Origin of the sequence: Bacillus luti (assembly GCF_001884105.1) — a bacterium.
GTDB lineage: Bacteria > Bacillota > Bacilli > Bacillales > Bacillaceae_G > Bacillus_A > Bacillus_A luti.
In genome coordinates this window covers 52,397-74,544 of sequence record NZ_MACI01000099.1, presented here as the reverse complement: position 1 = coordinate 74,544, position 22,148 = coordinate 52,397, and the positions used below count along the sequence as shown (strand labels likewise).

Genomic DNA, 22,148 nt, shown 5'->3' with positions numbered 1-22,148 from the left:
ATAAAAAAGGAGTATGGTTCTTTAGTATAGAACCATACTCCTTTTTATGCTGTTTTTTTCTGTTTAACGACTGGAACAGATCGGTTTAATACGCTATTTGCAACCATTCCTAACATAATAATAATCATTCCAAGCAGGGAAAGCCCGCCAGGAAATGTACCATTTAAGAAAACAATTTCACCAAGCACTGTAAAGACCATCGTTCCAGCTTGCGTTGCTTCAACAGCTCCAAGTAGAGCGAGGTTATCTTTGGCTAAGTCAGTAGCAAAGAAAAACGTCATCGTTGCGATAACACCGGAACATAATGCTAATAAAAATCCTTGCAGCATTTGGCTGGATGTTGGAATGCCTGTAGTGGAAAATCCATATATCCCAAGTAGAATTGTTATAGGAAGACTTCCAATTGCCATTCCTAATACACGCTGAAATGTATCAAGGCGTCCGCCAACAAGTTCCATCATTTTTCGATTGCCGAACGGATATAAGAATGCAGCTAACACGACAGGTAAAAAACCTGAGATGAATTGAGTCATTGTAATGTGGCCTGCGGCAGTCGCTTGCATACAAATTACACCAAGTAAAATAAATAGTGCTACATATAAACTACGAAGTGGAATTTTTCCGCGTACAAGTTTCGTACCTGACTGCGTCTCTATTTTAACGAAAAATAGTGGTGATAGTAGTAAACCTGCTAATATCGTAACTTGCCAAGTTCCGGCGACGAGCCAAGCTGGAGAAAAAACAGCTGCGAAACTTAATAAAGAATAAAAACCAATACCTGCAACGGAACCCCATCCGATCCAAGCGAATGGATGCTTTTTTAATTCTTCCCATAACCCCTTTAAGTTTTTGCGAAATAAAACGATAAGGAATAAAATAGGGAGAGCGAATAAAAAGCGGAAGGAAGCTGTCCAAGCCCAGCTTGTTCCTGATACATTCATTGCTCTATTAATAATAAAGGTTGCAGAAAAAAATGCTGATGATAAAAGACCTAATAAAATTGCGCGCATGAAGTATAGCACTCCTTTCAAAATTAAATAATTATGTATAGTATGATATACTTTAAAATGATAAAAGTAAACTATTTTATACTTTAAGGTGGTTTTGTAGATGAAAGAAAATGAGGACATACAAACGAAAGAAGTCATTCAACAAGTAGGTCAGCTACTAAGACAAATTCGAAATGAACAAAAATTAAGTTTAGAAGAATTAGCCCAAAAAACAGGAGTTAGTAAATTAACATTAGGAAAAATTGAGAGAGGCGAAACGAATCCAACGTTAGCTGTCATTTGGAAAATAACGAAAGGGTTATCGATTCCTTTATCAAGGTTAATGGTTGTTGGAGAACCTGTAGCTGTTGCGCGCTGCGGAGAAGGATTTGCAGTAGATGTAGGACAAGCATGGCATTTAGAAACGATGTTCCGTTACACGAAAGAAACGGGGATGGAAATGCATCGTGCTTGTTTAAGATCGAATAGTATATATGAGCCGGAAGCACATCATGAAGGGGCTATTGAACTTGTAACGGTAATGAAAGGGAAAGTTTCGATTCAAGTGGAGAATGATGTGTATGAGTTAAATGAGTTTGATTCCATTCAATTTGAAGCGAATAAGAAACATAGTTACCGAAATAATGGGGATGAAGTGGCGGTATTACATTTAACGATGAAGTATTCTTCATGAAAAAATCACCTATAGAAAAGAATTCTATAGGTGATTTTTAAGTATATAAATGGCGCCGCTAGTAGGAACGTGGCATAAGTAATAAACAAATGAGATAGACTAAAAAACCTGTTCCAAAACATAGAACGGCAATGACCCAAAGGATGCGAATGAGAGTAGAACTAATATCAAAATATTCTCCTAACCCACCACATACACCAGATAACATTTTATCAGTCTCGGATTTATATAATTTTTTTGACATACTACAATCAACTCCTTTTTATAGCAAAGTGTATACTTCTATTCTATATGGAATTTTATGAGAAGACTATGAGGTTGTATTACATTTTTTATAAAGTGAACTGTGTTTTACAATTTAGATATGGGAGTATATAAACAATGAATCTAATTTATAGCCCAGCACAATAGTTTGCGATAAAAGTAAAAAGGCCTTAGGTAGCAAAGTTAAACCACCAAAAGGGCCTCATATTATTGTTTCATTTTATAGTTGAATTGTTGGTGTATCCAATGTGAAAACAGATAACAAATACTTAGTGAAAGAGTAACAGCTATACTCACCCAAATGCTCGTTAAAGGACTGATTAAGAAGTAAGTTACATAACCGGTAAGGGTACCGATAATCGAGATGAGCGGTATAATGAGGCTGATTTTTTGTTTGCTGAAAATAACGAATAATATTGTGATAATAAGAGATGTATAAAGAATACCAAAGAAAAAAATAATTTCTAAAATAGTATAGTTTGTAGTAATCGTAATGAAAAAAGCTAAAAATCCGATAGCTATAGAAATAAAATGAGCTGTATATAATTTGAAATTTATTTTTGTACGTATCATCGGTATAAAATCTCGAATGAGTTTAGTAAATCCATGCATCCAAGAGATAAAACTAGAAGTTATTGCGCTTAAAGAGCCGATAACGAGTAGATAAAATAAAATGGTAAATTCTATTTTTTTTGGGAGTTGAGCTAAAAGATCGTATAAATGATCTAAGCTCCCGCTAAAGATAACTATCATAATTAGAGAAGCGAACGCCAAAGGGATGGTAATCCATATAAATCCTGATAGTAAAAAAGTCGGAATGATTTTTTTAGGATGAATACGGAAAGCTTTATCCCAAGATGCAGGGCTTATTAATACTCTGCCTGTTTCGATGAGAATGCCGGCAGTAAGAAAATATATTCCGTTTATATTTTCATAAAATAGCAAATACGGGTGATATAAGCGAATTCCATCGTATACATGGGTAATGCCATCTTGCACAAAAAAATAAATTGGAATAATGATCATGGTAGAAAACATTAATACAGTTTGCATAATAGCCATTTTAGTAAATAGCTTAGCGTTACTTAACATTACGAATATTGTACAAAGGGTAATGAAAAGGAAAGAGCCCAATGTATATGGAATATGGAAGAAAACATTAAGTAAAATACTAGCAACTTTCGTTTGAATGAACATACTCTCTATACTTAATAGAACAAGGAAAGAGCATACTATTATATATCCTTTGTGAGAAAGTTTATAAGATAAGTAATCGTGAATGGATTCTCCTTCTGGGAATGTAGAACGTATTTTTTTTATTAAAATCCCCAATAAAATAAGAGTAAAAGGGCCAATCATCGCATAAAGAATGCCAGCGATTAGCCCATAATTGATAATAGATTCAGGTAAAGCGAGAGTCGATATACTTGCGACCCATTTAGATAATAAAAGAACAGTACCAGTTCCGATCCCTAATTGTAAAGGTGTGAAAGCTGAGTTGTTTTTCGTCACGATTTATCCCTCGCCTCTATATTCTTTCGGAGTCATTCCGGTCATTTTGCGAAAAACAGTACTGAAATAATGCTGACTATTAAAACCAGATCGTTCAGAGATTTGAGAGATACACCAATGTGGGTGTTCCGTTAAATATTTCTGTGACATTTCAATTCGATATTGCATGATATATCCGGAAAATGAAATACCTACTTCTTCATGGAACCTTCGGCTTAAATAAGTCGGATTTGTATGTACTTTAGATGCGATGTCTGCTAAGTGTAGTTTGTCATGAAAAGTTTCATGGATGATGTCTAATGTGTCTTGAATAATACGTGAGTAGGAAGGAGTGTTGGAATCTCCTTTGTACTTTTGTAATATATCGATGAGTTCTTTTTCTATAATTGGCTTTGTTATATAGTCAATAACTCCTAGACGAATGGATTGTTTTGCATAATCGAAATTTTGATATGCGGTTACGATGATGATGTCCAAGTTAGAGTTGTTATTTTTTAATTTTTCACCTAGTTGTAGGCCGGATATGCCTGGAAGGTGAATATCTAAAAGTGCTAAATGAATCGAAAATTTTTCATTTATATGTAAAGCTTCATCCGCATCTAAAGCTAGATGCAGTTTCCAATTAGGAAACTGACGGTGGATAAGAAATTCTAATTGCTCCAGTTCCAGTGGTTCGTCATCTACTAATAGCACGTTCATTTTTGTATTACCCCCTCTGTGTTTTTTTCTGTGATGAAAGGCCATGTGATTTCTACTTTCGTGCCGTTCTCTTTTGTAGAGAGGAAAGAGAACGTAGTTTGTTCTTGAAAGAATAACTGAAATCGTTGTTTTATATTTTCAAGTCCGTATCCGCTTTCTTCCGTATGGGAAGTAAATGGTTCGTTTTGAGTACCGTTGTCGGATACTAGAAGTGTAACTCGGTTATTTGTATTGTATAGATGAATATTTAAAATTGCTTGACCAGCTTTTTTTTCTAGCCCATGTTTAAAGGAATTCTCAACTAGCGTTTGAATAACGAAAGGTGGAATATGAGCGTTATGTAAATCTTCAGAAGAGGTAATGCTTACTGAAAGCCTTGAGCGAAATCGCATTTTTTGAATCTCAATATAATAATTCGTATATGCTAGTTCTTCAGAAATAGGAATTAACAAATCTGTTGTTTTATATTTTCCTTTTAAAAATAGAGAAAAGATCTCGAGTGATTTGACAACTTCATCTGTTCTCTGTAGACGAGCTAAGCTTAAAATTGTATTTAATGTATTGAATAAAAAATGAGGCTGAATTTGTTGAGTAAGTTGATGATATAAAGACTGTTGCAACTCTCGTTCTAGTACTATTTTTTTCTTTTCACTTTCTAGTAAGTCGATTCGTTTTTCAAAAATAAATAAACATAATAAAATAATAGCTCCAAAAATTGGAGCTAAGACAAGTATAGTTATTAATACAGCAAATGCTTCATAAGTTAACATACATACCTCAATCTTGTTTTTTATTATTATACTAAAGTGTTATAAATATTTCTATTATTCAGACTCAAATCAAATGATATGACAGGCTACTTTATGACTTTCGCTTATAGATTGAAAACTTGGTTGCTGCGTAGCGCATTTTTCAATGGCATACGGACAACGAGTATGAAAACGACAGCCTGTTGGAGGGTTTAAAGGAGAGGGCAGGTCCCCTTTAAGTTCAATACGCTCTTTTTTCGTTCCTGCACTAATGGTAGGAATTGCTGAGAGAAGCGCTTTTGTGTAAGGGTGTTGCGGATTGTTAAAAAGAGAATGCTTATCGGCAATCTCCACAATGGTACCAAGGTACATTACAATGATGCGATCTGATATGTGACGAACGACAGCTAAGTCGTGAGAGATGAATAAGTATGTTAACCCATATTGTTGTTGCAACTGCTTTAATAAATTTAAAACTTGTGCTTGCACTGAAACATCTAAGGCGGAGACAGCTTCGTCACAAATGATGAGTTTTGGATTAACAGCTAAGGCGCGCGCAATTCCAATTCTTTGCCGTTGACCACCACTAAATTCATGTGGATAGCGCTTCACTGCATCAGGTGGAAGACCAACTTTCCCGAGTAACTCAATAACCTTTGCTTTTCTTTCGCCTTTTGGACATACGTTTTGAATGGTCATAGCTTCTTCTAAAATGCTCCCTACAGTTTGCCGAGGGTTTAAAGAAGCGAAGGGATCTTGAAAAATAACTTGTAAATCTTTTCGAATCTTTCGCATTGCTGAGTTATTTAATGCTAGTAAATCTTTATCTTGAAATATAATTTTTCCACTTGTTGCTTCATCAAGGCGCAATATTGCACGCCCAGTGGTGGATTTTCCGCAACCAGATTCACCAACAATACTAACAGTTTCCTTTTCGTAAATTGTAAAGCTAATATCGTCAACCGCTTTAATATAGCTAATAGAACGTCCTAGAATTCCTTTTTTTATAGGAAAGTATTGTTTTAAGTTTTGTACTTGTAATAACTCTCGTTTATTTATTCGCGTAGCAGTAGACATTTTATAATACCTCCAATTTTTCTGAAGATGATTTATCCCAAAGGTCAGTAAACATCCAGCATCGAACTTCGCTTCCATCTTGCGTGAGTTGAAGTTCTGGAAGAGTATTGTGACATAGTTCTGTTGCATGTGTGCATCTATCAGCAAAGCGACATCCACTTGGCATATGGTATGGACTCGGTACAGACCCAGGAATAGTTTGTAATTCTTCTTGGTCTGTATCGAGTCTTGGAAGAGATTGAAGAAGTCCGATTGTATAAGGATGTTTTGGGTTAGTAAATATATGCTCAATATCTGCATATTCGACGATTTTTCCAGCGTACATAACGGCGACTCTATCGCATGTTTCTGACACGACTCCTAAGTCGTGGGTGATCATGATAATCCCCATACCGAGTTGTTTTTGAAGTGATTTCATAAGTGATAATATTTGAGCTTGAATTGTTACATCAAGAGCAGTTGTTGGTTCGTCTGCAATGAGTAAATCTGGATTACAAGCAAGTGCCATTGCAATCATAATACGTTGTCGCATTCCTCCGCTTAGTTCATGTGGCTCTTGTTTTGCACGCTTTTCAGGAGAAGGAATCCCAACTAGTTTCAACATATCGACGGCTTTATTCCAAGCTTCTTTTTTATTTAATTTTTGATGGATACGAATTGCTTCTGCGATTTGTTCCCCAACAGAATATACTGGATTCAAAGATGTCATTGGTTCTTGGAAAATCATTGAGATTTGATTTCCACGAATTGCACGCATTTCAGCTTCTTTTTGTTGTAATAAATCTTTTCCTTTAAATAAAATGCTCCCTTCAATTTTACTGCCGCTTTCTCGGTCAATTAATCTCATAATGGATAGAGAAGTGATACTCTTCCCACAGCCAGATTCACCTACGATGCCGAGTGTTTCTCCTTTAGAAACAGAGAAATTTACACCATCAACCGCTTTGCTTACACCTTCGTCTGTAAAGAAATGTGTTTTTAAATCTTTAACTTGTAATACCTCTTCCTTTTTATTCATGTTTGTGCACTCCTTTAATTAAGCTCAATACGTTTATTGAAATGACGGTATAAAATATCAACAATAAGATTGACTAGAACGAAGATGACCGAGGCGATTAATACGCCCCCTTGTAACATTGGTAAGTCTCTCATTCGGATGGCGTCTACGATCAATCTTCCAAGTCCATTTATAGCAAAAACTGATTCTACTAAAACTGTACCGCCTAAAAGTGCACCAAATTGTAATCCAACAACAGTAATAACGGGAATTAATGCGTTCCTCAAAGCATGCTTATATATAACGACTCTTTCTTTTACTCCTTTTGCTCTTGCTGTTCGTATATAATCTTGGCGTATAACATCAAGCATACTTGAGCGAGTCATACGTGCTACGATTGCTGCGCCAGATGCACCTAGTGTAAGTGCTGGTAAAACCATGTGCATCCAAGTTCCCCAACCAGAAACGGGGAATATTTGAATTTGGACAGAGAAGTAGAAAATGAGCATAAGTCCAAACCAAAAACTTGGTAATGAGACACCTAATAAAGCGATAATCATAATGGAAACATCTGTCCAAGAATATTGCTTTGTAGCAGAGATGATACCAGCAATCATCCCAATTACAACTGTAATGACGATGCTACACAGTGCGAGTTCAATAGTGATTGGAAGGCGGATTAAAACTTCATCTAATACTGGGCGATTAGAACGAATCGAAACCCCAAAGTCTCCTTGCAATATATTTCCGATATAAGAGAAGTATTGCATGATAAAGGGTTTGTCTAATCCTAATTGGTGGCGTATTTGCTCGACAGTTTCTTTTGATGCTCCTTCACCAGCGATAAGGAGAGCTGGGTCACCCGGTACCATTTGCATAATTAAGAAAACAACGAATACAACGCCGAAAAGAACGGGAATTAATTGTAGTATTCTACGAAATATAAACATTAGCATGTATAATGCCCCTTTCTATTTTTTAAGTCTTGGATCTAGTGCATCACGTAATCCGTCACCAAACATGTTTAAACCGATTACGAGTGTAGACATTGCGATTCCAGGAAACATTGCAATATGTGGTGCGGTAAATAAAAAGTCGCGTCCATTACTTAACATGGCACCCCATTCAGGGGAAGGTGGTTGCGCTCCAAGTCCTAAAAATGATAATCCAGCTGCAGATAAAATTGCTGTAGCTAAGCGTAAAGTAGCTTGGACGATAATAGGTGATAAGATGTTTGGGAATATGTGTTTCATAATAATAGTAAAATCATTTGCTCCTAGTGCTCTTATAGCGTCGATATATTCTAATTTTTTTACTGTTAATGTAGAAGCTCTAACGATACGAGCGAACATAGGGATTGAGAAAAAGCCAATAGCGATAATTACGTTCGCAAGACTTGGTCCTAGTGCGCCTACAATAGCAAGAGCAAGTAAAATACCAGGGAAAGCTAGCATAATATCAATGATTCGCATAATAATTGTGTCAAACCATCCACCGTAATAACCAGAAATGATACCAAGGATAATGCCGAACAATGCCCCTATAAATACAGAAGAAAATCCAACAAGTAATGAAAGGCGTGTCCCGTGTAAAAGGCGGCTTAAAATATCTCTACCTTTATCATCTGTTCCCATCCAATGCTCCATAGATGGTGGTTGTAATTTGTTAACTAACTGAATATCAAATGGATTATAGGGTGCTAACAATGGGGCAAATATAGCTATTAAAATATAGAAAAGAACGATAATCCCCCCGATAAATGCCATCTTATTTTTTTTCAGTTTTCGATAGCTAATAATCCATTTCGATGTGTTCTTCGTTTGAATCGTTTGTAAAGAAGTGTTTTCTTCTTTAGAAAGACGAACTTCCATTTTTCATACCTCCCTTTCTTTATGAATAAATTATCAGAAAATTAAAACGAGTCAACGAGTTTAAAACAATAAGTAAAGAAAATGCAAATAGAAGTAAAGATGTTTCAAAAAAATTCAGAAAATTCAAATAGTAAAGAAAGTGCAAATAGAAGTAAAGATGTTTAAAAACTTTTTCCACAAAGTTATTTATAATTACAAATACATAGACGAAATTGAAAAAGAGAGGGTGGTGGAATAATCTGCTATTAGAAAGTAGGGGAGAGAAAGCTGGATTTAAGGTTTCACTTTAGGATGTAGAGATAAAAGAAAGTGGAGGGGAAGGGCGATGAGATTCAAAAGGGGACTTGTGATTTGTTTTATCACAATTTTATGTCTTTCAGTTTTTCTAGCGGGGTGTTCATCTAATACGAAGACAGGAAATGAAGGGTCAGGAAGCAATGGAACAAAAGAAGGCGGTGTTTTAACAATTGCTAGATTGTCAGATGCTGATAATTTAGATCCGCATTTTATTACAAACATCCCTTCCGCGAGTGTTGTGTACCATAAAGTGTATGAAAATCTTGTACAACGAGATAAAAACATGGATTTTAAGCCGATGTTAGCAAAGGAATGGAAACAAATTGATGATTTGAATTGGGAATTTAAGTTGCAACAAGGAGTGACATTCCAAGATGGTGCACCATTTAATGCTGAGGCAGTAAAGAAAAACTTTGAACGTGTATTAGACCCGAAAGTAGGTTCAAATCGAGCAACTGTTTATTCCATGATTCAAGAAATAAAAGTAATTGATGAATATACAGTACAGTTCGTATTGAAATACCCATACTCACCTCTTTTATCTATTTTCGCAAGTAATGAAGGGAGTATTTTAAGTCCGAAAGCAATTGATGAAAAAGGGAAAGGTTTAGCGCAGCATCCAGTTGGGACAGGTCCATATACTTTTAAGTCATGGAAACCAGGTGAAGAAATTCGACTTGAAAAGAATAAAAATTATTGGGGTGAGAAAGCAAAGGTTGATGAAGTTGTATTCAAAGTAGTACCAGAAGATGCTACTCGTATTGGAATGATTGAAACTAGTGAAGCTCACATTGCAGAGAATTTACCTGTAACTGAGGTAGAGCGTGTGAAAAATTCACCATCCATGGAGTTAATTGAAAATGAAGGTTTAGGTGTAGAATATATTGGATTTAATGTACAGAAAAAGCCATTTGACAATCCACTCGTTCGTCAAGCGATTGCGCATGCGATTGAAACGAAAGGAATTTTAAAAGGGGTATATAACAATGTTGGGACTGAAGTGAATTCTGTAATGACCCCTAAAGTATTCGGTTATACGAAAGACGTAAAAGGATATAAGTATGATATTAATACTGCAAAAAAATTATTAGCAGAGGCTGGTTATCCAAATGGGTTTAAAACAACAATTTGGACGAATGACAGCAAAGTTAGAATGGCGTTAGTGGAAGTAATTCAATCTCAATTAAAAGGGATTGGTGTTGATGTAGAAATTAAAGTTATGGAGTATGGTGCGTTTTTAGCTGCAACGAATAAATCAGAACATGCGATGTTTGTTGGAGGATGGGGAAATGCAACAGGTGATGGTGACTATAATCAATATAATTTATTCCATTCTAGTTCACACGGAGCAACTGGTAACCAATTCTTCTATAGTAATCCGGAAGTAGATAAATTAATAGAAGATGCTAGAAAAGAAAAAGATGAGACGAAGAGAAAAGAAATGTATAAACAGTTACAACAAATTGAATTAAAAGATGCTTTATTAGTACCAATTCGAGGGATTAATCATATTGCCGCAACTACGAAAAATATAAAAGGATTTTGGATTGATCCATCTGGGTATTTGCGACTGGAAGGTGTAGAACTTCAGTAAAATAGGGAATTCTATCAGTGTAAAACACCATTTTACACTGATAGAAATTTTTATCTATTTTTGTTTCATTTGGGAAATAGAAAAATCATATTGCGAAGGGAGATTGACAGAGTGAGTGTAAAATCACAATATTGGTTAACGAATGTGAAGCTTGAATGTGGGTATGTATTTGAGGAATCGCGAATTACAAGTACAGAAACGGAGATTTGTAGTTTGTTTATTGAAGATGGAAAGATTACGAAGATATTACCTGGGATTGTATCAGAGCAAGATGGTGAAGTAGTAAATGCAAACGGTTTACTGGCATTACCAGCATTTGAAGAAATGCATATTCATATTGATAAAACGTATTATGGTGGACCGTGGAGAGCATGCACACCAGTAAAAAGTATATTCACTCGCATTCATGAGGAGCAAACTATTCTTCCGAAGCAATTAGAAACTGCAAAGAGTAGAGCGGAGAAAATGTTGCAATTACTTCTTGAAAATGGAGCGACAAATATTCGAACACATTGCAATATTGATCCTGTAATTGGTCTTGGGAATTTAGAAGCAACGATTGCGGCGCTAGAAACATATAAAGACAAGTTATCAGCAAAAATTGTAGCATTCCCGCAACATGGTTTGTTACGAAGTAATTCCGTAGGGCTTGTAAAAGACGCTATGCGTATGGGAGCTCATTTAGTAGGTGGAGTAGACCCAGCTACAGTAGACGGTAATATTGAAAAATCATTAAATACAATTATGGATATTGCAGTAGAGTTTGATTCAGATATTGATATTCATTTACATGACGCGGACCAACTCGGAACATTTACAATGAAGAGATTGGCAGCATTGACAGAAGAAGCAGGGTGGCAAGGAAGAGTTACGATTAGTCATGCTCTTGGACTTGGAGATGTATCTGTAGAAGAAGCGGAGGAAATGTCTGAACGACTTGCGGCATTAGGCATTGATATAACGTCAACAGTTCCAATTAGTAGACATGTAATTCCAGTTCCGTTATTAAATCGTAAAGGTGTAAAAGTTTCACTAGGAAACGATAGTATAACTGATCATTGGTCTCCATTTGGGACAGGAGATATGTTGCAAAAGGCAAATTGTCTAGCGGAAAGATTTAGATGGATTGATGAGCGCTCTTTAGGGAAAGCACTTCAGTTTATTACGGGTGGGAAATCTATATTAGATGATCAAGGGAATCGTCAATGGCCAAAAATTGGGGATGAAGCAAATATCGTCTTTACAGAAGCGTCATGTTCAGCCGAGGTAGTAGCAAGACAAACAGAGCGCTGTGCTGTTCTATATAAAGGAAATGTTGTTGCTGGTAGTTTGCAAAAAAAGGCTATAAATAATCTTGTTTGAGAGGATGATTGAAATGCAAAATGTGTATTGGTTAACGAATGTACGATTAGAAACAGGTTACAAGTTTAATAGTGAAATAGTTACAGGTACAGAAACAGCTTTGCATCATTTACTCATACAAGATGGAAAGATTGCAAAAATTGTACTTGCGGATGTGCCGCTTCAAACAGAGTATGAAACGAAAGATGCGAAAGAATTGCTTGTTCTCCCATCGTTTGTGGAAAATCATTTTCACCTTGATAAAACAAAACTTGGTGGCCAATGGGAAGCGTGCACACCAGTAAAAAATATTATTGAGAGATTAGAGTTAGAACAGCAGGAGTTACCAATTTTAGCTCAAACAACTGGAGAGAGAGCAGAGTTATTACTAAGAAATATTTTAAATGCTGGTTCGACTCATATACGAACGCATGTAAATATTGATCCGTATATTGGTCTTAAAAACTTAGAATCTGTACGTCAAACTTTAGAGAATATGAAAGGTACGTTTACATATGAAATCGTAGCATTCCCGCAGCACGGTTTACTTCGTACAGAAGCACATTCTCTTATGAGAGAAGCAATGAAAATGGGCGCAACTTTAGTAGGTGGTGTAGATCCAGCTACAGTAGATAATAATATTGAAAAATCACTTTTTGATATGATGGAAATCGCTGTAGAGGCAAATGCAGATGTTGATTTGCATTTACATGATGCAGGGCATTTAGGTATTTATACAATTAAAAAATTAGCTCACTTTACAGAGGAGGCTAGTTGGGACGGACGTGTTGCGGTCAGTCATGCGTTTAGTCTAGGTGATGTATCTAAAGAAGAAGGAGCAGATATGGCAGACTTATTAGCTGAAAGAGGAATGTCTATTATTACGACAGTACCAATTAATAGAAATATGCCGCCAGTACCATTACTTACAGAAAAAGGCGTTTCCGTTTCTTTAGGTTGCGATAGTATGTTTGATTCATGGGGCCCATTTGGCAATGCTGATATTTTTGAAAGAGTAGGGCGTTTAGCAGAAAAGTATCGCTGGATTGATGAGAAGTCTTTATCTTCTTCTTTAGCGTATATTACAGGTGGAAAAACGCCATTGGATCAAGAAGGAAATCAGGTTTGGCCTAAAGTAGGAGATAAAGCTGATTTCGTCTTCTTGCAAGCTACTTGTTCAGCAGAAGCGATTGCTAGACGAGCAAAGCGACCAGCCGTAATGAAAGATGGGAAAATAGTAGCAGGTTCCTTGCAACATGTTCAAGGTGTATTGATTTAATTTACGTATCTCCCTAATTTATATATATTTTTTCAAGGGTTCCTAATGAAAGAATAGGAATCCTTCTTTTTTACGAGAAAAGGAGGGGAATAGGTGACACGTACATATATATTACTGTTTATATGTGTAGTAGTTTGGGGGAGTAATTTTATATTTGGTGCGATTTTAGTAAATACATTTCATCCAGTGTTGTTAACGACACTTCGCTTACTATTTATTAATTTGTTTTTTCTAGCGTACGCTATTATGTGTAAGAAAGACTTATATATAGAAAAGAATGAAATGAAAAGTGTATTATTAATTGGGATCATAGGTGTCGCGATTAATCAATGGTCTTTTTATGAAGGGTTACAAACAGCGGATCCAACAACAGCTGCGCTAATATTAGCACTTACTCCTGTCATGACTTCTATTCTAGCGGTATTTATTTTAAACGAACCGTTAACAGCTAAGTTAGTAATAGGAGGAGGAATTGCTACTTTTGGAGTGTTTTTTGTAATTGGTGTTGGGCAGAGATTCGTCTTTTCAGAAGGGTTAATATGGATTTTTATAACGATGCTATCTTTTTCTTTATCTATCGTTTTAATTCGGAAATTGGGGAACAGAGATGATATGTTTTTGATTACATTCTTTTCTTCAATTTTTGGTTTTTTAATTATGCTACCGTTTCTTGCTTTTACCTTTTCTCATATGACGTTGAAATACTCTATAGAGAGTTGGTCGCTTCTCATTGTGACAGCAATACTTATGCATGGAATTTGTACATTAGTTTGGAATAATCAATTGAGAAAAGCGCAAGCATCAACAGCAGCAATGTTTTTAAATTTAGAACCATTCGTTACGATGGTGGTAGGGTATATTATATTGCAGAAAAGTGTAACAGCCATTCAAATAATTGGAGCTGTTTTTATCGTTTGTGGAGTTTACACTGCAACATTTGGATACGGGAAGAAATCGAAAGGACAAAAAGAGTTGTTTCGAAAAGCTACGTAATAGTATAGAGTGTATTTCTGTGTGGAATGTATAGAAGGGATGAAAAAATTGGGCAATCAACACAATCAAAATCATATTATGGGAACTTTGCAATGGTTTATATTTTTATTAGCGAATTCAATCGCACTACCAATTGTTGTTGGCGGATTATTTCACCTTACGACGGAAGAAATATTTTATTTAATGCAGCGTACGTTTTTTGTAGTTGGTATATCCTCTTTTTTACAAGGTTGGATTGGACATAGACTACCAATTGCGGATGGGCCAGCTGGATCTTGGGTTGGTGTATTTACTGTACTTGCCTATGCAACTGTCGGACAGGATCAATTACATAGTACGTTGCAAATTTTAGAATTAGGAATGATAATTTCCGGTGTCATTTTAATAGGATTAGGAGTAAGTGGTTTTATAGGTCGTATTTTATTTTTATTTACGCCGCTTGTGACAGGGACGTTTTTACTTTTGTTATGTTTACAACTAAGTGGTGTATTTTTGAAAGGAATGCTAGGAATTACAGCCACTGTTTCTCAAGTCGATGGATTTACAGCAATAATCGCGTTTAGTATATTTTTGTTCGTTATTATACTATCTAATTTTGGGAAAGGTTTTGTTAAAAGTTATGCAGTTTTAATAGGGTTAATTAGTGGGTGGGTTATCTTTTTAATTGCAGGGAAAGTGACGATTCCGTCTCAAGTAACTCACTTTGTGCAATTTCCGCATATATTTGCTTGGGGGCTTCCGAAATGGAATACAGGGATGGCTGTATCAAGTTTCGTTATGGTATGTATTTTAGTTTCAAATACAGTAGCTGCTATTATAGCAATTAATCAAGCTACCATCCATAAAGCGACGATTGAACAAAAACAGTTGAGAGATGGTACGTGGGTTGGAGGGATTTCACATATTATTTCCTCCGTATTTTCAACTGTAGGTGTCGTTCCGTTACCAGCAACAGCAGGATTTATACGCCTAACAAAACAAAAATATATACGATCGTTCTTAATGGCATGTGTACTACTAGTCGTTATGTCGCTTTTTCCAAGTATTATTCGTTACTTAGCGTCATTACCATCCGCTGTTGCATCTGCAGTTTTAATGGCTTCATTCGTGCAACTAATTGGGATTGGACTAAACAATATAAAACAAGTGGAGCTTAATGAAAGGAATATAACAATTTTAGGAGTAGCAGTATTATTTGGCAGCGGTGTTATGTTTTTACCGTCTGGAGCACTCCAATCGTTGCCGTCTGTTATGCAATATATATTCGGCAATGGTTTGTTCGTAGGTACAGTTGTAAGTATATTGCTAGAACAAATATGGCGCATTAAACAGTAAGTGGATAAAATGAGTGCGTGCACTGTATAAATGTCTAAAATAACATAAGAAATAAAGCCTATTTTCATTCACCACCTGCACATTTCGTTCATACAATATCTTGACTAAATAAACACCCAACTTACACATATACAGCTCTGGCTTAAGCAAGGAGGGTTATACCAGTTGAAGGAAAAAGCGTATCAATCTAAACCGTTACTCACAAAGAGAGAGAGAGAAGTATTTGAATTACTGGTTCAAGATAAAACAACGAAGGAAATTGCAGGTGAACTTTTTATCAGTGAAAAAACCGTTCGCAACCACATATCTAACGCAATGCAAAAGCTAGGGGTTAAAGGACGTTCACAAGCAGTTGTTGAGCTTCTTCGTATGGGAGAGCTTGAGTTATAAGAAGTAAGCCGACTTTTATACAAAGAGTCGGCTATTTTTCTGTTTGTTTCACGCTCTATATGAATGATAAGAATGTCTCATACATAAATAGGTAGTAAGGAGGGGATATGTTGAAAAGGATATTGTTAGTTTCAACAAGTGCTCATGATATGAAGGGACACCCGACTGGTTTGTGGCTTGAAGAGCTTGCTGCTCCTTATCATTTGTTTAAAAGGGCTAAGTTTGATGTTGATATCGTATCGATAAAAGGCGGGAGGGTACCTATTGATAGAGTATCTATTCCAAATGGTATACCCCGTGAATTTAAGTATGTCGCTTCTTTATTGCAAAATACGAAGCCGATCTCAACTGTTCACTTTTCAGATTATGATGCGGTTTTATTTGGTGGTGGGCACGGGGCGATTGTAGATTTTCCAGGTAATCCATATGTTGCAAATTTGATTGAGAATATGTATAACAATAACCGGATTGTAGCGGCTGTTTGTCACGGGGTAAGCTCTTTAGTCGGTGTGAAAAATAAAGATGGTTCGTTTTTTAGTGCAGGCAAGCGAATAACAGGTTATACAAATGATGAAGAAAAAGCTGTGCATTTAGAAAAGAGAGTTCCATTTTTGTTAGAAAGTAAATTGAAGGAAGAAGGAGCTTTCTTTTATGTTGCACCTAACTTTACGCCGCATGTTGTAGTAGATGGGCGTTTAATTACAGGGCAGAATCCGCAGTCTAGTGTGGAAATAGGTAAGGCTATAAAAAGAGCTGTAAATAAATTATCGTCGGTTTAATCTCTGCACATTTCTTCTTATTGATAGGGATGTCTTCTGTTCAAAGAAAGGAGGCGTAATAAATACGTACTTTATTATAGAAGAAACCGACTTTCATTTAGAAGGTCGGTTATTTTTCTGTCTTGCAAATTATGAAAAAAAGGAGCAAAATAAAAAAGGTCCTAGTCTATATAGGTACACATAAAAAATTTTCATACAGGAGCAATTTTAGTGAGCGAACTTAAATTGCGTAAAATATAATGATAAACATAAAATAAGATGATGAATGAGAAAACGGGTGATGAAGTTGAATAGAGCAATCGGTGTTATCGATTCAGGAGTTGGCGGTTTAACAGTAGCGAAGGAATTAATTCGTCAGTTGCCGAAAGAACGTATTATATATTTAGGAGATACAGCACGTTGCCCGTATGGTCCGCGTTCTCGAGAAGAAGTGCGTCAATTTACGTGGGAAATGACAGAGCATTTATTAGATTTAAATATTAAAATGCTAGTTATTGCGTGTAATACAGCAACTGCGGTTGTACTAGAAGAAATGCAGAAGCAATTACCGATTCCGGTAGTAGGAGTTATCCATCCAGGATCACGTACAGCTTTAAAAGTGACAAATACGTACCATGTTGGGATTATTGGAACGATTGGAACGGTGAAAAGTGGTGCGTACGAAGAGGCGTTAAAGTCTATTAATAACCGTGTTATGGTAGAAAGTTTAGCGTGCCCACCTTTCGTTGAACTTGTAGAGAGTGGGAATTTCGAGAGTGAAATGGCGTATGAAGTTGTAAGAGAAACGTTGCAACCGCTAAAAAGCACTGATATTGATACGCTTATTTTAGGGTGTACACATTATCCGATTTTAGGCCCAGTTATTAAAAATGTAATGGGAGATAAAGTGCAATTGATTAGTTCGGGTGATGAAACGGCGCGTGAAGTAAGTACAATTTTATACCACAGTAAAATGTTAAATGAGGGAGAAGAGCAAAGTGATCACCTCTTTTTAACGACTGGTAAAATAGACTTATTTAAAGAAATTGCATCCAAGTGGTTCGGTCAGCCGATTGAAAATGTGAAGCATATCAATTTAGAAACAGAATAATAGTAGACTCATATAAGTGAACTCCTGAGAAATCAGGAGTTTTTTATTTATAAGCAGCAGGGCTTGTTCTAAAATGTGAAACAGCTCGTATACATAATAGTACAAACTTAGCTTTTAGGGGGGAATGGCATGCCTAAATCCACTTTTAAATGGGTTGTTGGTGCTACTGTGAGCGCTGTTTTACTAACAGGGTGTGGCTTTATAAATCAGGAGAAAGCGACTGAACAAATTGATCCACCAAAACAAGTTACGTATACAGAGGGTGGAAAGAAAGAGGTAGCTAAGAAGGATAAACAAGGGCAAACGGTAAATAGGGAACTATACCTTGTTGATAAAAATGGTTATGTTGTACCACAAACGTTAACTATACCAACTCCGAAAGCAAATGAGGTCATGCAGCAAACGCTAGAATATCTTGTGAAAGATGGACCTGTAACGGATTTGTTACCGAATGGGTTCCGTGCGGTCATTCCAGCAAATACAATGATGACTTTGAATTTGAAAAAAGATGGGACGGCAGTCATTGATTTCTCTAGTGAGATGAAAAAATATGCCAAAGAAGAAGAGCGTCAAATTGTTGAATCTATAGCGTGGACGTTGACGCAATTTAAAGAGGTAAAACAAGTGCAGTTCCAAATAAATGGTGAAAAATTAGCGAAGATGCCTGTTGGTGGTACACCGCTTGGTGAAGGGGTGAGCCGCGCGAATGGTATTAACTTTGATGATGAACAAGTAGCCGATGTAACAAATACAAAACCAGTCACATTGTATTTTATGGCGCAAAATAATAAACAGCAATATTATGTGCCAGTTACGCGCCGCGTTGCAGAAGGGAAAGAAAATGATATTACGACAGTTGTAAATGAACTAGTTAAAGGGCCGAATCAAAATTCACTGTTGAGTGACTTTAATCCAGGGGTCAAACTTATTACGAATCCGAAATTGCAAGACGGGAATATTACGTTAAACTTTAATGAAAATATATTTGCGAATAAAGATAAAAGTAAGATTTCAAATTACGTATTGAAATCATTAGTTTTATCTTTAACGGAAAAACAAGGTGTGAAAAATGTTTCTATTCAAGTGAATGGGAAAGCAAATCTTATGGATGAGAAGGGTGAAAAGTTAACAAAACCTGTAAATCGTCCAGAAAACGTGAATACAGGTGGTTTTTAATCACGAATAATTTGATATACTTATGTAAGAAAGGGGAATTGCTTTTTGGGTTCTCCTTCTTTTATTGTATACATATCATACATTTAAATTTGGCTATACTAACGAGTAGTAGTTATGAGGAGGTTATTTTATGCGAGTAGATGGTAGAGAGAAAACAGAATTACGCCATATACATATTCATACGAATTATTTGAAACATCCAGAAGGGTCAGTATTAATTGAAGTTGGGGATACAAAGGTAATTTGTTCAGCGACAATTGAAGAGCGTGTACCACCGTTTATGCGTGGAGAAGGAAAGGGCTGGGTAACAGCTGAATACGCGATGATTCCACGTGCGACAGAACAACGTACAATCAGGGAGTCAAGTAAAGGGAAAGTAACAGGACGTACAATGGAAATCCAACGTTTAATTGGACGAGCATTACGTGCGGTAGTTGATTTAGAAGCGCTTGGCGAGAGAACAGTTTGGATTGACTGTGATGTTATTCAAGCGGATGGTGGAACGAGAACAGCTTCTATTACAGGGGCATATGTAGCGATGGTATTAGCGTTTGAGAAGTTATTACAAGCAGAAAAAGTATCTAAAATTCCAGTGAAAGATTATTTAGCAGCAACGTCAGTAGGGATTGTTGAAGAACAAGGTGTTGTTTTAGACTTAAACTACGTAGAAGATTCTAAAGCAGACGTTGATATGAATGTAATTATGACTGGAAAAGGTCAGTTTGTTGAAGTGCAAGGAACTGGAGAAGAAGCTACGTTTAGCAGAGCTCAGTTAAATGAATTACTTGATGCTGCGGAACAAGGGATTTTCCAACTAATTGATATGCAAAAAGAAGCGTTAGGTGACATCGTATCTCATATAGAGTAGAGGTGGAAAATATGAAACAAGTTGTTGTAGCGACAAAAAATTTGGGGAAAGTACGTGAGTTTGCTGAGTTATTTGGGCGATTCGATTTAGAAGTGAAATCATTACACGATTTTCCTCATATTGAAGAAGTTGAAGAAACTGGCGAAACATTTGAAGAAAATGCAATCTTAAAAGCAGATAGTCTAAGTAGACAGTTGGATGCTATCGTAATTGCGGATGATTCAGGTCTCATTGTAGATGCTTTAAACGGAAAACCAGGCGTGTATTCAGCTCGTTTTGCTGGAGAGCCGAAAGACGATCAAGCGAACATCGATAAAGTGTTACAAGAATTAAATGATGTCGATTTTGAAAAACGTAAAGCGCGTTTCTACTGTGCACTAGCAGTTGCATTCCCAGAAGCGGATAAAGAGCCGGTAATTGTGAATGGAACGTGCGAAGGGTACATTTTAGAACAGCGCCGCGGGGAAAACGGTTTTGGATATGATCCAATTTTTTATGTGGAAGAATATAAAAAAGCGATGGCGGAACTAAGCTCAGATGAGAAAAACGCCATTAGTCACCGCGGGCGTGCTCTTCGTAAGTTAGAAGAAAAAATCCCGGAATGGTTTTTAGGAGAATAAGGGAGAGAGATTGATGAAAGCTTTAATCGTAAGCGATAGTCATAGCTCTGTGAAGGAATTACAGCAGTTAAAAGCGAAATATGAAGGAAAAGTAGATATCATGATTCATTGCGGTGATTCAGAGCTAACACCTGCTCATGAAGAACTGCAAGGTTTCCACGTTGTAAAAGGGAACTGTGATTATGCTAACTTTCAAGACGAAATTGTAACGGATGTAGATGGCGTTCGTTTCGTAGTTGTGCATGGGCATCGGCATAACGTGAAAATGACATTACAAACGTTAGCGTACCGTGCAGAAGAGGCAGGAGCGCAAGTTGCATGCTTCGGACACTCTCACGTATTAGGTGCGGAATTAATCGATGGCGTTTTATTTATTAATCCCGGAAGTATTTTATTACCACGTCAGCGTGTAGAGAAGACATTTGCTTTATTAGAAATGGATGAAAATCAAATGGAAGTTCGCTTTGAAACATTAGACGGACAACTAGTTGAACAAGCAGTTTTTAAAAGAGGATAAGAAAAATTATCCTCTTTTAAAAAAGGTGTTGACTTTATGTATGGTTATACATATAATAAATATTGTCGATAGGGCAACAGCGCTAACGAAGAAAATAAAATAACATATGCGGGTGTAGTTTAGTGGTAAAACAAGAGCCTTCCAAGCTCTGGTCGAGAGTTCGATTCTCTTCACCCGCTCCATGTCCCAGTAGCTCAGCCGGATAGAGCATACGCCTTCTAAGCGTACGGTCGGGAGTTCGAATCTCTCCTGGGACGCTAAAAAAACCTTGTTATCTTTTGATAACAAGGTTTTTTGTTTGTCTAAAAATTGATGTATGTGAAAGAACTGTGAAATTTTTCGGAGCTCTTTCTATTTCGTTAGCTATATTATCGAATTCTGTTAAAACAGTGAACATATTGATACATACGTTATCAGCAACGAAGACTGACACGATGTGGACGATCAAAAGAAAGTACGATTAATGAACTCGGCGGATCGAACGTTGCACAATCAATTCAAAAGACATGATATCCCTTATAATGCAATATATGAATTCAACGCATGCTTAGGAATCGTTTATAACGATACAAACAAAATGCAGCGGTAAGGAATCGCATCGTTTAGCGTAACTGGCGTCGGTTCATTCACATTCAAAGGAAATAACGTTTCTAGTACGATTGAGCAGCCGTTATCAGAACTTATCCCTGGCAGTGTGTTACAATTAATCGAAGTGGAAAGCGAGGATCTCCAATTGACTGGACGTGTGATTGGACAGTTTAAGAAGGTTGTATAAAAAGGGAGATGGCGCAAAGATGGCAAGATCAAAAGAGACTGATTTAACGGAAAAATTGGCAGAAGGTAAACGAAAATATGGTGACGGCAACTTTACAATACGGAACATCGGTGATGAAACTGACCCGAATTGGACTGTCGTAAAAAATGTGAGGAAGGGATCGGCAGGCATTCGCGAAGAGGAAGATATATTAAGACTGCGATCAAAATATATAAAATAGTACGGGAATGGGCGGATCGGGA

23 protein-coding genes and 2 tRNA genes are annotated in these 22,148 nt (G+C 36.5%); 16 read left to right on the top strand and 9 right to left on the bottom strand.

Annotated elements, in window-relative coordinates:
• Positions 1 to 44: 44 nt before the first annotated feature.
• Complete coding sequence (locus BAQ48_RS26450; protein ID WP_001201645.1) at positions 45 to 1,010, bottom strand: DMT family transporter; 966 nt, start codon at positions 1,008 to 1,010, stop codon at positions 45 to 47.
• Positions 1,011 to 1,110: 100 nt separating this feature from the next.
• Here BAQ48_RS26450 and BAQ48_RS26445 point away from each other — a divergent pair, with 100 nt between their 5' ends.
• Complete coding sequence (locus tag BAQ48_RS26445) at positions 1,111 to 1,683, top strand: helix-turn-helix domain-containing protein (RefSeq protein WP_071713351.1); 573 nt, start codon at positions 1,111 to 1,113, stop codon at positions 1,681 to 1,683.
• Between the two features lie 58 nt (positions 1,684 to 1,741).
• Here BAQ48_RS26445 and BAQ48_RS26440 read toward each other — a convergent pair whose 3' ends face one another.
• From BAQ48_RS26440 to nikC, 8 genes are all read right to left on the bottom strand, one after another.
• Positions 1,742 to 1,927 (bottom strand): PspC domain-containing protein, encoded by a 186-nt coding sequence (locus BAQ48_RS26440; RefSeq protein ID WP_071713350.1) that lies wholly within the window; start codon positions 1,925 to 1,927, stop codon positions 1,742 to 1,744.
• 227 nt (positions 1,928 to 2,154) lie between these two features.
• The gene (locus BAQ48_RS26435; RefSeq protein ID WP_071713349.1) at positions 2,155 to 3,459 is read right to left on the bottom strand and encodes an SLC5/6 family protein; all 1,305 of its coding nucleotides are present in this window, start codon (positions 3,457 to 3,459) and stop codon (positions 2,155 to 2,157) included.
• 3 nt (positions 3,460 to 3,462) lie between these two features.
• Positions 3,463 to 4,158 (bottom strand): response regulator transcription factor, encoded by a 696-nt coding sequence (locus tag BAQ48_RS26430; RefSeq protein WP_071713348.1) that lies wholly within the window; start codon positions 4,156 to 4,158, stop codon positions 3,463 to 3,465.
• On the bottom strand, positions 4,155 to 4,928 hold the full coding sequence (locus BAQ48_RS26425; protein WP_071713347.1) for a sensor histidine kinase: 774 nt from the start codon (positions 4,926 to 4,928) through the stop codon (positions 4,155 to 4,157). The genes BAQ48_RS26430 and BAQ48_RS26425 overlap by 4 nt, the downstream gene beginning before the upstream one ends.
• A 69-nt stretch (positions 4,929 to 4,997) precedes the next feature.
• Positions 4,998 to 5,984, bottom strand: a complete 987-nt coding sequence (locus BAQ48_RS26420; protein ID WP_071713346.1) for an ABC transporter ATP-binding protein — start codon at positions 5,982 to 5,984, stop codon at positions 4,998 to 5,000.
• A gap of 1 nt (position 5,985) precedes the next feature.
• On the bottom strand, positions 5,986 to 7,002 hold the full coding sequence (locus BAQ48_RS26415) for an ABC transporter ATP-binding protein (RefSeq protein WP_071713345.1): 1,017 nt from the start codon (positions 7,000 to 7,002) through the stop codon (positions 5,986 to 5,988).
• 14 nt (positions 7,003 to 7,016) lie between these two features.
• Positions 7,017 to 7,937: a nickel ABC transporter permease gene (gene nikB / locus BAQ48_RS26410; protein ID WP_000928487.1), complete on the bottom strand. Its 921-nt coding sequence runs from the start codon at positions 7,935 to 7,937 to the stop codon at positions 7,017 to 7,019.
• Between the two features lie 15 nt (positions 7,938 to 7,952).
• On the bottom strand, positions 7,953 to 8,852 hold the full coding sequence (gene nikC, locus BAQ48_RS26405) for a nickel transporter permease (RefSeq protein WP_071713344.1): 900 nt from the start codon (positions 8,850 to 8,852) through the stop codon (positions 7,953 to 7,955).
• A 325-nt stretch (positions 8,853 to 9,177) separates the two neighbouring features.
• Between nikC and BAQ48_RS26400 the strand changes: the two genes are divergently transcribed.
• The 15 genes from BAQ48_RS26400 to BAQ48_RS26325 all read left to right on the top strand — a co-directional run bounded on the left by BAQ48_RS26400 (position 9,178) and on the right by BAQ48_RS26325 (position 22,126).
• Positions 9,178 to 10,743, top strand: coding sequence for a glutathione ABC transporter substrate-binding protein (locus BAQ48_RS26400; RefSeq protein ID WP_071713343.1), 1,566 nt, complete (start codon positions 9,178 to 9,180; stop codon positions 10,741 to 10,743).
• Positions 10,744 to 10,854: 111 nt separating this feature from the next.
• Positions 10,855 to 12,105 carry an amidohydrolase family protein gene (locus tag BAQ48_RS26395; protein WP_071713342.1) on the top strand — a complete coding sequence of 417 codons (1,251 nt, stop codon included), beginning with the start codon at positions 10,855 to 10,857 and terminating at the stop codon, positions 12,103 to 12,105.
• 13 nt (positions 12,106 to 12,118) lie between these two features.
• Positions 12,119 to 13,363 carry an amidohydrolase family protein gene (locus tag BAQ48_RS26390; RefSeq protein WP_071713341.1) on the top strand — a complete coding sequence of 415 codons (1,245 nt, stop codon included), beginning with the start codon at positions 12,119 to 12,121 and terminating at the stop codon, positions 13,361 to 13,363.
• A gap of 93 nt (positions 13,364 to 13,456) precedes the next feature.
• Positions 13,457 to 14,356 (top strand): DMT family transporter, encoded by a 900-nt coding sequence (locus BAQ48_RS26385; RefSeq protein WP_071713340.1) that lies wholly within the window; start codon positions 13,457 to 13,459, stop codon positions 14,354 to 14,356.
• 39 nt (positions 14,357 to 14,395) lie between these two features.
• A complete protein-coding gene (locus BAQ48_RS26380; protein WP_071713360.1) occupies positions 14,396 to 15,691 on the top strand; it encodes a purine/pyrimidine permease in 1,296 nt (431 codons plus the stop codon).
• Between the two features lie 165 nt (positions 15,692 to 15,856).
• A complete protein-coding gene (gene gerE / locus BAQ48_RS26375) occupies positions 15,857 to 16,081 on the top strand; it encodes a spore germination transcription factor GerE (protein WP_000659484.1) in 225 nt (74 codons plus the stop codon).
• 107 nt (positions 16,082 to 16,188) lie between these two features.
• Positions 16,189 to 16,860, top strand: a complete 672-nt coding sequence (locus BAQ48_RS26370) for a type 1 glutamine amidotransferase domain-containing protein (protein WP_071713339.1) — start codon at positions 16,189 to 16,191, stop codon at positions 16,858 to 16,860.
• A gap of 265 nt (positions 16,861 to 17,125) precedes the next feature.
• Complete coding sequence (gene racE / locus BAQ48_RS26365) at positions 17,126 to 17,950, top strand: glutamate racemase (RefSeq protein ID WP_116758558.1); 825 nt, start codon at positions 17,126 to 17,128, stop codon at positions 17,948 to 17,950.
• A 129-nt stretch (positions 17,951 to 18,079) separates the two neighbouring features.
• The gene (locus BAQ48_RS26360) at positions 18,080 to 19,126 is read left to right on the top strand and encodes a GerMN domain-containing protein (RefSeq protein ID WP_071713337.1); all 1,047 of its coding nucleotides are present in this window, start codon (positions 18,080 to 18,082) and stop codon (positions 19,124 to 19,126) included.
• Between the two features lie 130 nt (positions 19,127 to 19,256).
• Entirely contained in the window at positions 19,257 to 19,994 is a 738-nt protein-coding gene (gene rph / locus BAQ48_RS26355) for a ribonuclease PH (RefSeq protein WP_016118680.1), read from the top strand.
• An 11-nt stretch (positions 19,995 to 20,005) separates the two neighbouring features.
• A complete protein-coding gene (locus BAQ48_RS26350; protein WP_071713336.1) occupies positions 20,006 to 20,614 on the top strand; it encodes an XTP/dITP diphosphatase in 609 nt (202 codons plus the stop codon).
• 13 nt (positions 20,615 to 20,627) lie between these two features.
• Positions 20,628 to 21,131, top strand: a complete 504-nt coding sequence (locus tag BAQ48_RS26345) for a metallophosphoesterase (protein WP_071713335.1) — start codon at positions 20,628 to 20,630, stop codon at positions 21,129 to 21,131.
• A 108-nt stretch (positions 21,132 to 21,239) separates the two neighbouring features.
• A tRNA-Gly gene (locus tag BAQ48_RS26340) sits at positions 21,240 to 21,313 on the top strand.
• Position 21,314: 1 nt separating this feature from the next.
• Positions 21,315 to 21,388, top strand: a tRNA-Arg gene (locus tag BAQ48_RS26335).
• Positions 21,389 to 21,925: 537 nt separating this feature from the next.
• Complete coding sequence (locus tag BAQ48_RS26325; RefSeq protein WP_071713334.1) at positions 21,926 to 22,126, top strand: cytoplasmic protein; 201 nt, start codon at positions 21,926 to 21,928, stop codon at positions 22,124 to 22,126.
• Positions 22,127 to 22,148: the final 22 nt, after the last annotated feature.

Bases quoted from the DNA above. Each gene is read 5' to 3' on its own strand.
- BAQ48_RS26345 (WP_071713335.1), top strand. From the start codon at position 20,628: ATGAAAGCTTTAATCGTAAGCGATAGTCATAGCTCTGTGAAGGAATTA.
- BAQ48_RS26450 (WP_001201645.1), bottom strand. From the start codon at position 1,010: ATGCGCGCAATTTTATTAGGTCTTTTATCATCAGCATTTTTTTCTGCA.
- BAQ48_RS26400 (WP_071713343.1), top strand. From the start codon at position 9,178: ATGAGATTCAAAAGGGGACTTGTGATTTGTTTTATCACAATTTTATGT.
- BAQ48_RS26390 (WP_071713341.1), top strand. From the start codon at position 12,119: ATGCAAAATGTGTATTGGTTAACGAATGTACGATTAGAAACAGGTTAC.
- BAQ48_RS26415 (WP_071713345.1), bottom strand. From the start codon at position 7,002: ATGAATAAAAAGGAAGAGGTATTACAAGTTAAAGATTTAAAAACACAT.
- BAQ48_RS26350 (WP_071713336.1), top strand. From the start codon at position 20,006: ATGAAACAAGTTGTTGTAGCGACAAAAAATTTGGGGAAAGTACGTGAG.
- BAQ48_RS26420 (WP_071713346.1), bottom strand. From the start codon at position 5,984: ATGTCTACTGCTACGCGAATAAATAAACGAGAGTTATTACAAGTACAA.
- BAQ48_RS26430 (WP_071713348.1), bottom strand. From the start codon at position 4,158: ATGAACGTGCTATTAGTAGATGACGAACCACTGGAACTGGAGCAATTA.
- BAQ48_RS26325 (WP_071713334.1), top strand. From the start codon at position 21,926: ATGGCAAGATCAAAAGAGACTGATTTAACGGAAAAATTGGCAGAAGGT.
- BAQ48_RS26370 (WP_071713339.1), top strand. From the start codon at position 16,189: ATGTTGAAAAGGATATTGTTAGTTTCAACAAGTGCTCATGATATGAAG.
- BAQ48_RS26425 (WP_071713347.1), bottom strand. From the start codon at position 4,928: ATGTTAACTTATGAAGCATTTGCTGTATTAATAACTATACTTGTCTTA.
- BAQ48_RS26445 (WP_071713351.1), top strand. From the start codon at position 1,111: ATGAAAGAAAATGAGGACATACAAACGAAAGAAGTCATTCAACAAGTA.
- nikC (WP_071713344.1), bottom strand. From the start codon at position 8,852: ATGGAAGTTCGTCTTTCTAAAGAAGAAAACACTTCTTTACAAACGATT.
- BAQ48_RS26380 (WP_071713360.1), top strand. From the start codon at position 14,396: ATGAAAAAATTGGGCAATCAACACAATCAAAATCATATTATGGGAACT.
- nikB (WP_000928487.1), bottom strand. From the start codon at position 7,937: ATGCTAATGTTTATATTTCGTAGAATACTACAATTAATTCCCGTTCTT.
- racE (WP_116758558.1), top strand. From the start codon at position 17,126: ATGAGAAAACGGGTGATGAAGTTGAATAGAGCAATCGGTGTTATCGAT.
- rph (WP_016118680.1), top strand. From the start codon at position 19,257: ATGCGAGTAGATGGTAGAGAGAAAACAGAATTACGCCATATACATATT.
- BAQ48_RS26440 (WP_071713350.1), bottom strand. From the start codon at position 1,927: ATGTCAAAAAAATTATATAAATCCGAGACTGATAAAATGTTATCTGGT.
- BAQ48_RS26360 (WP_071713337.1), top strand. From the start codon at position 18,080: ATGCCTAAATCCACTTTTAAATGGGTTGTTGGTGCTACTGTGAGCGCT.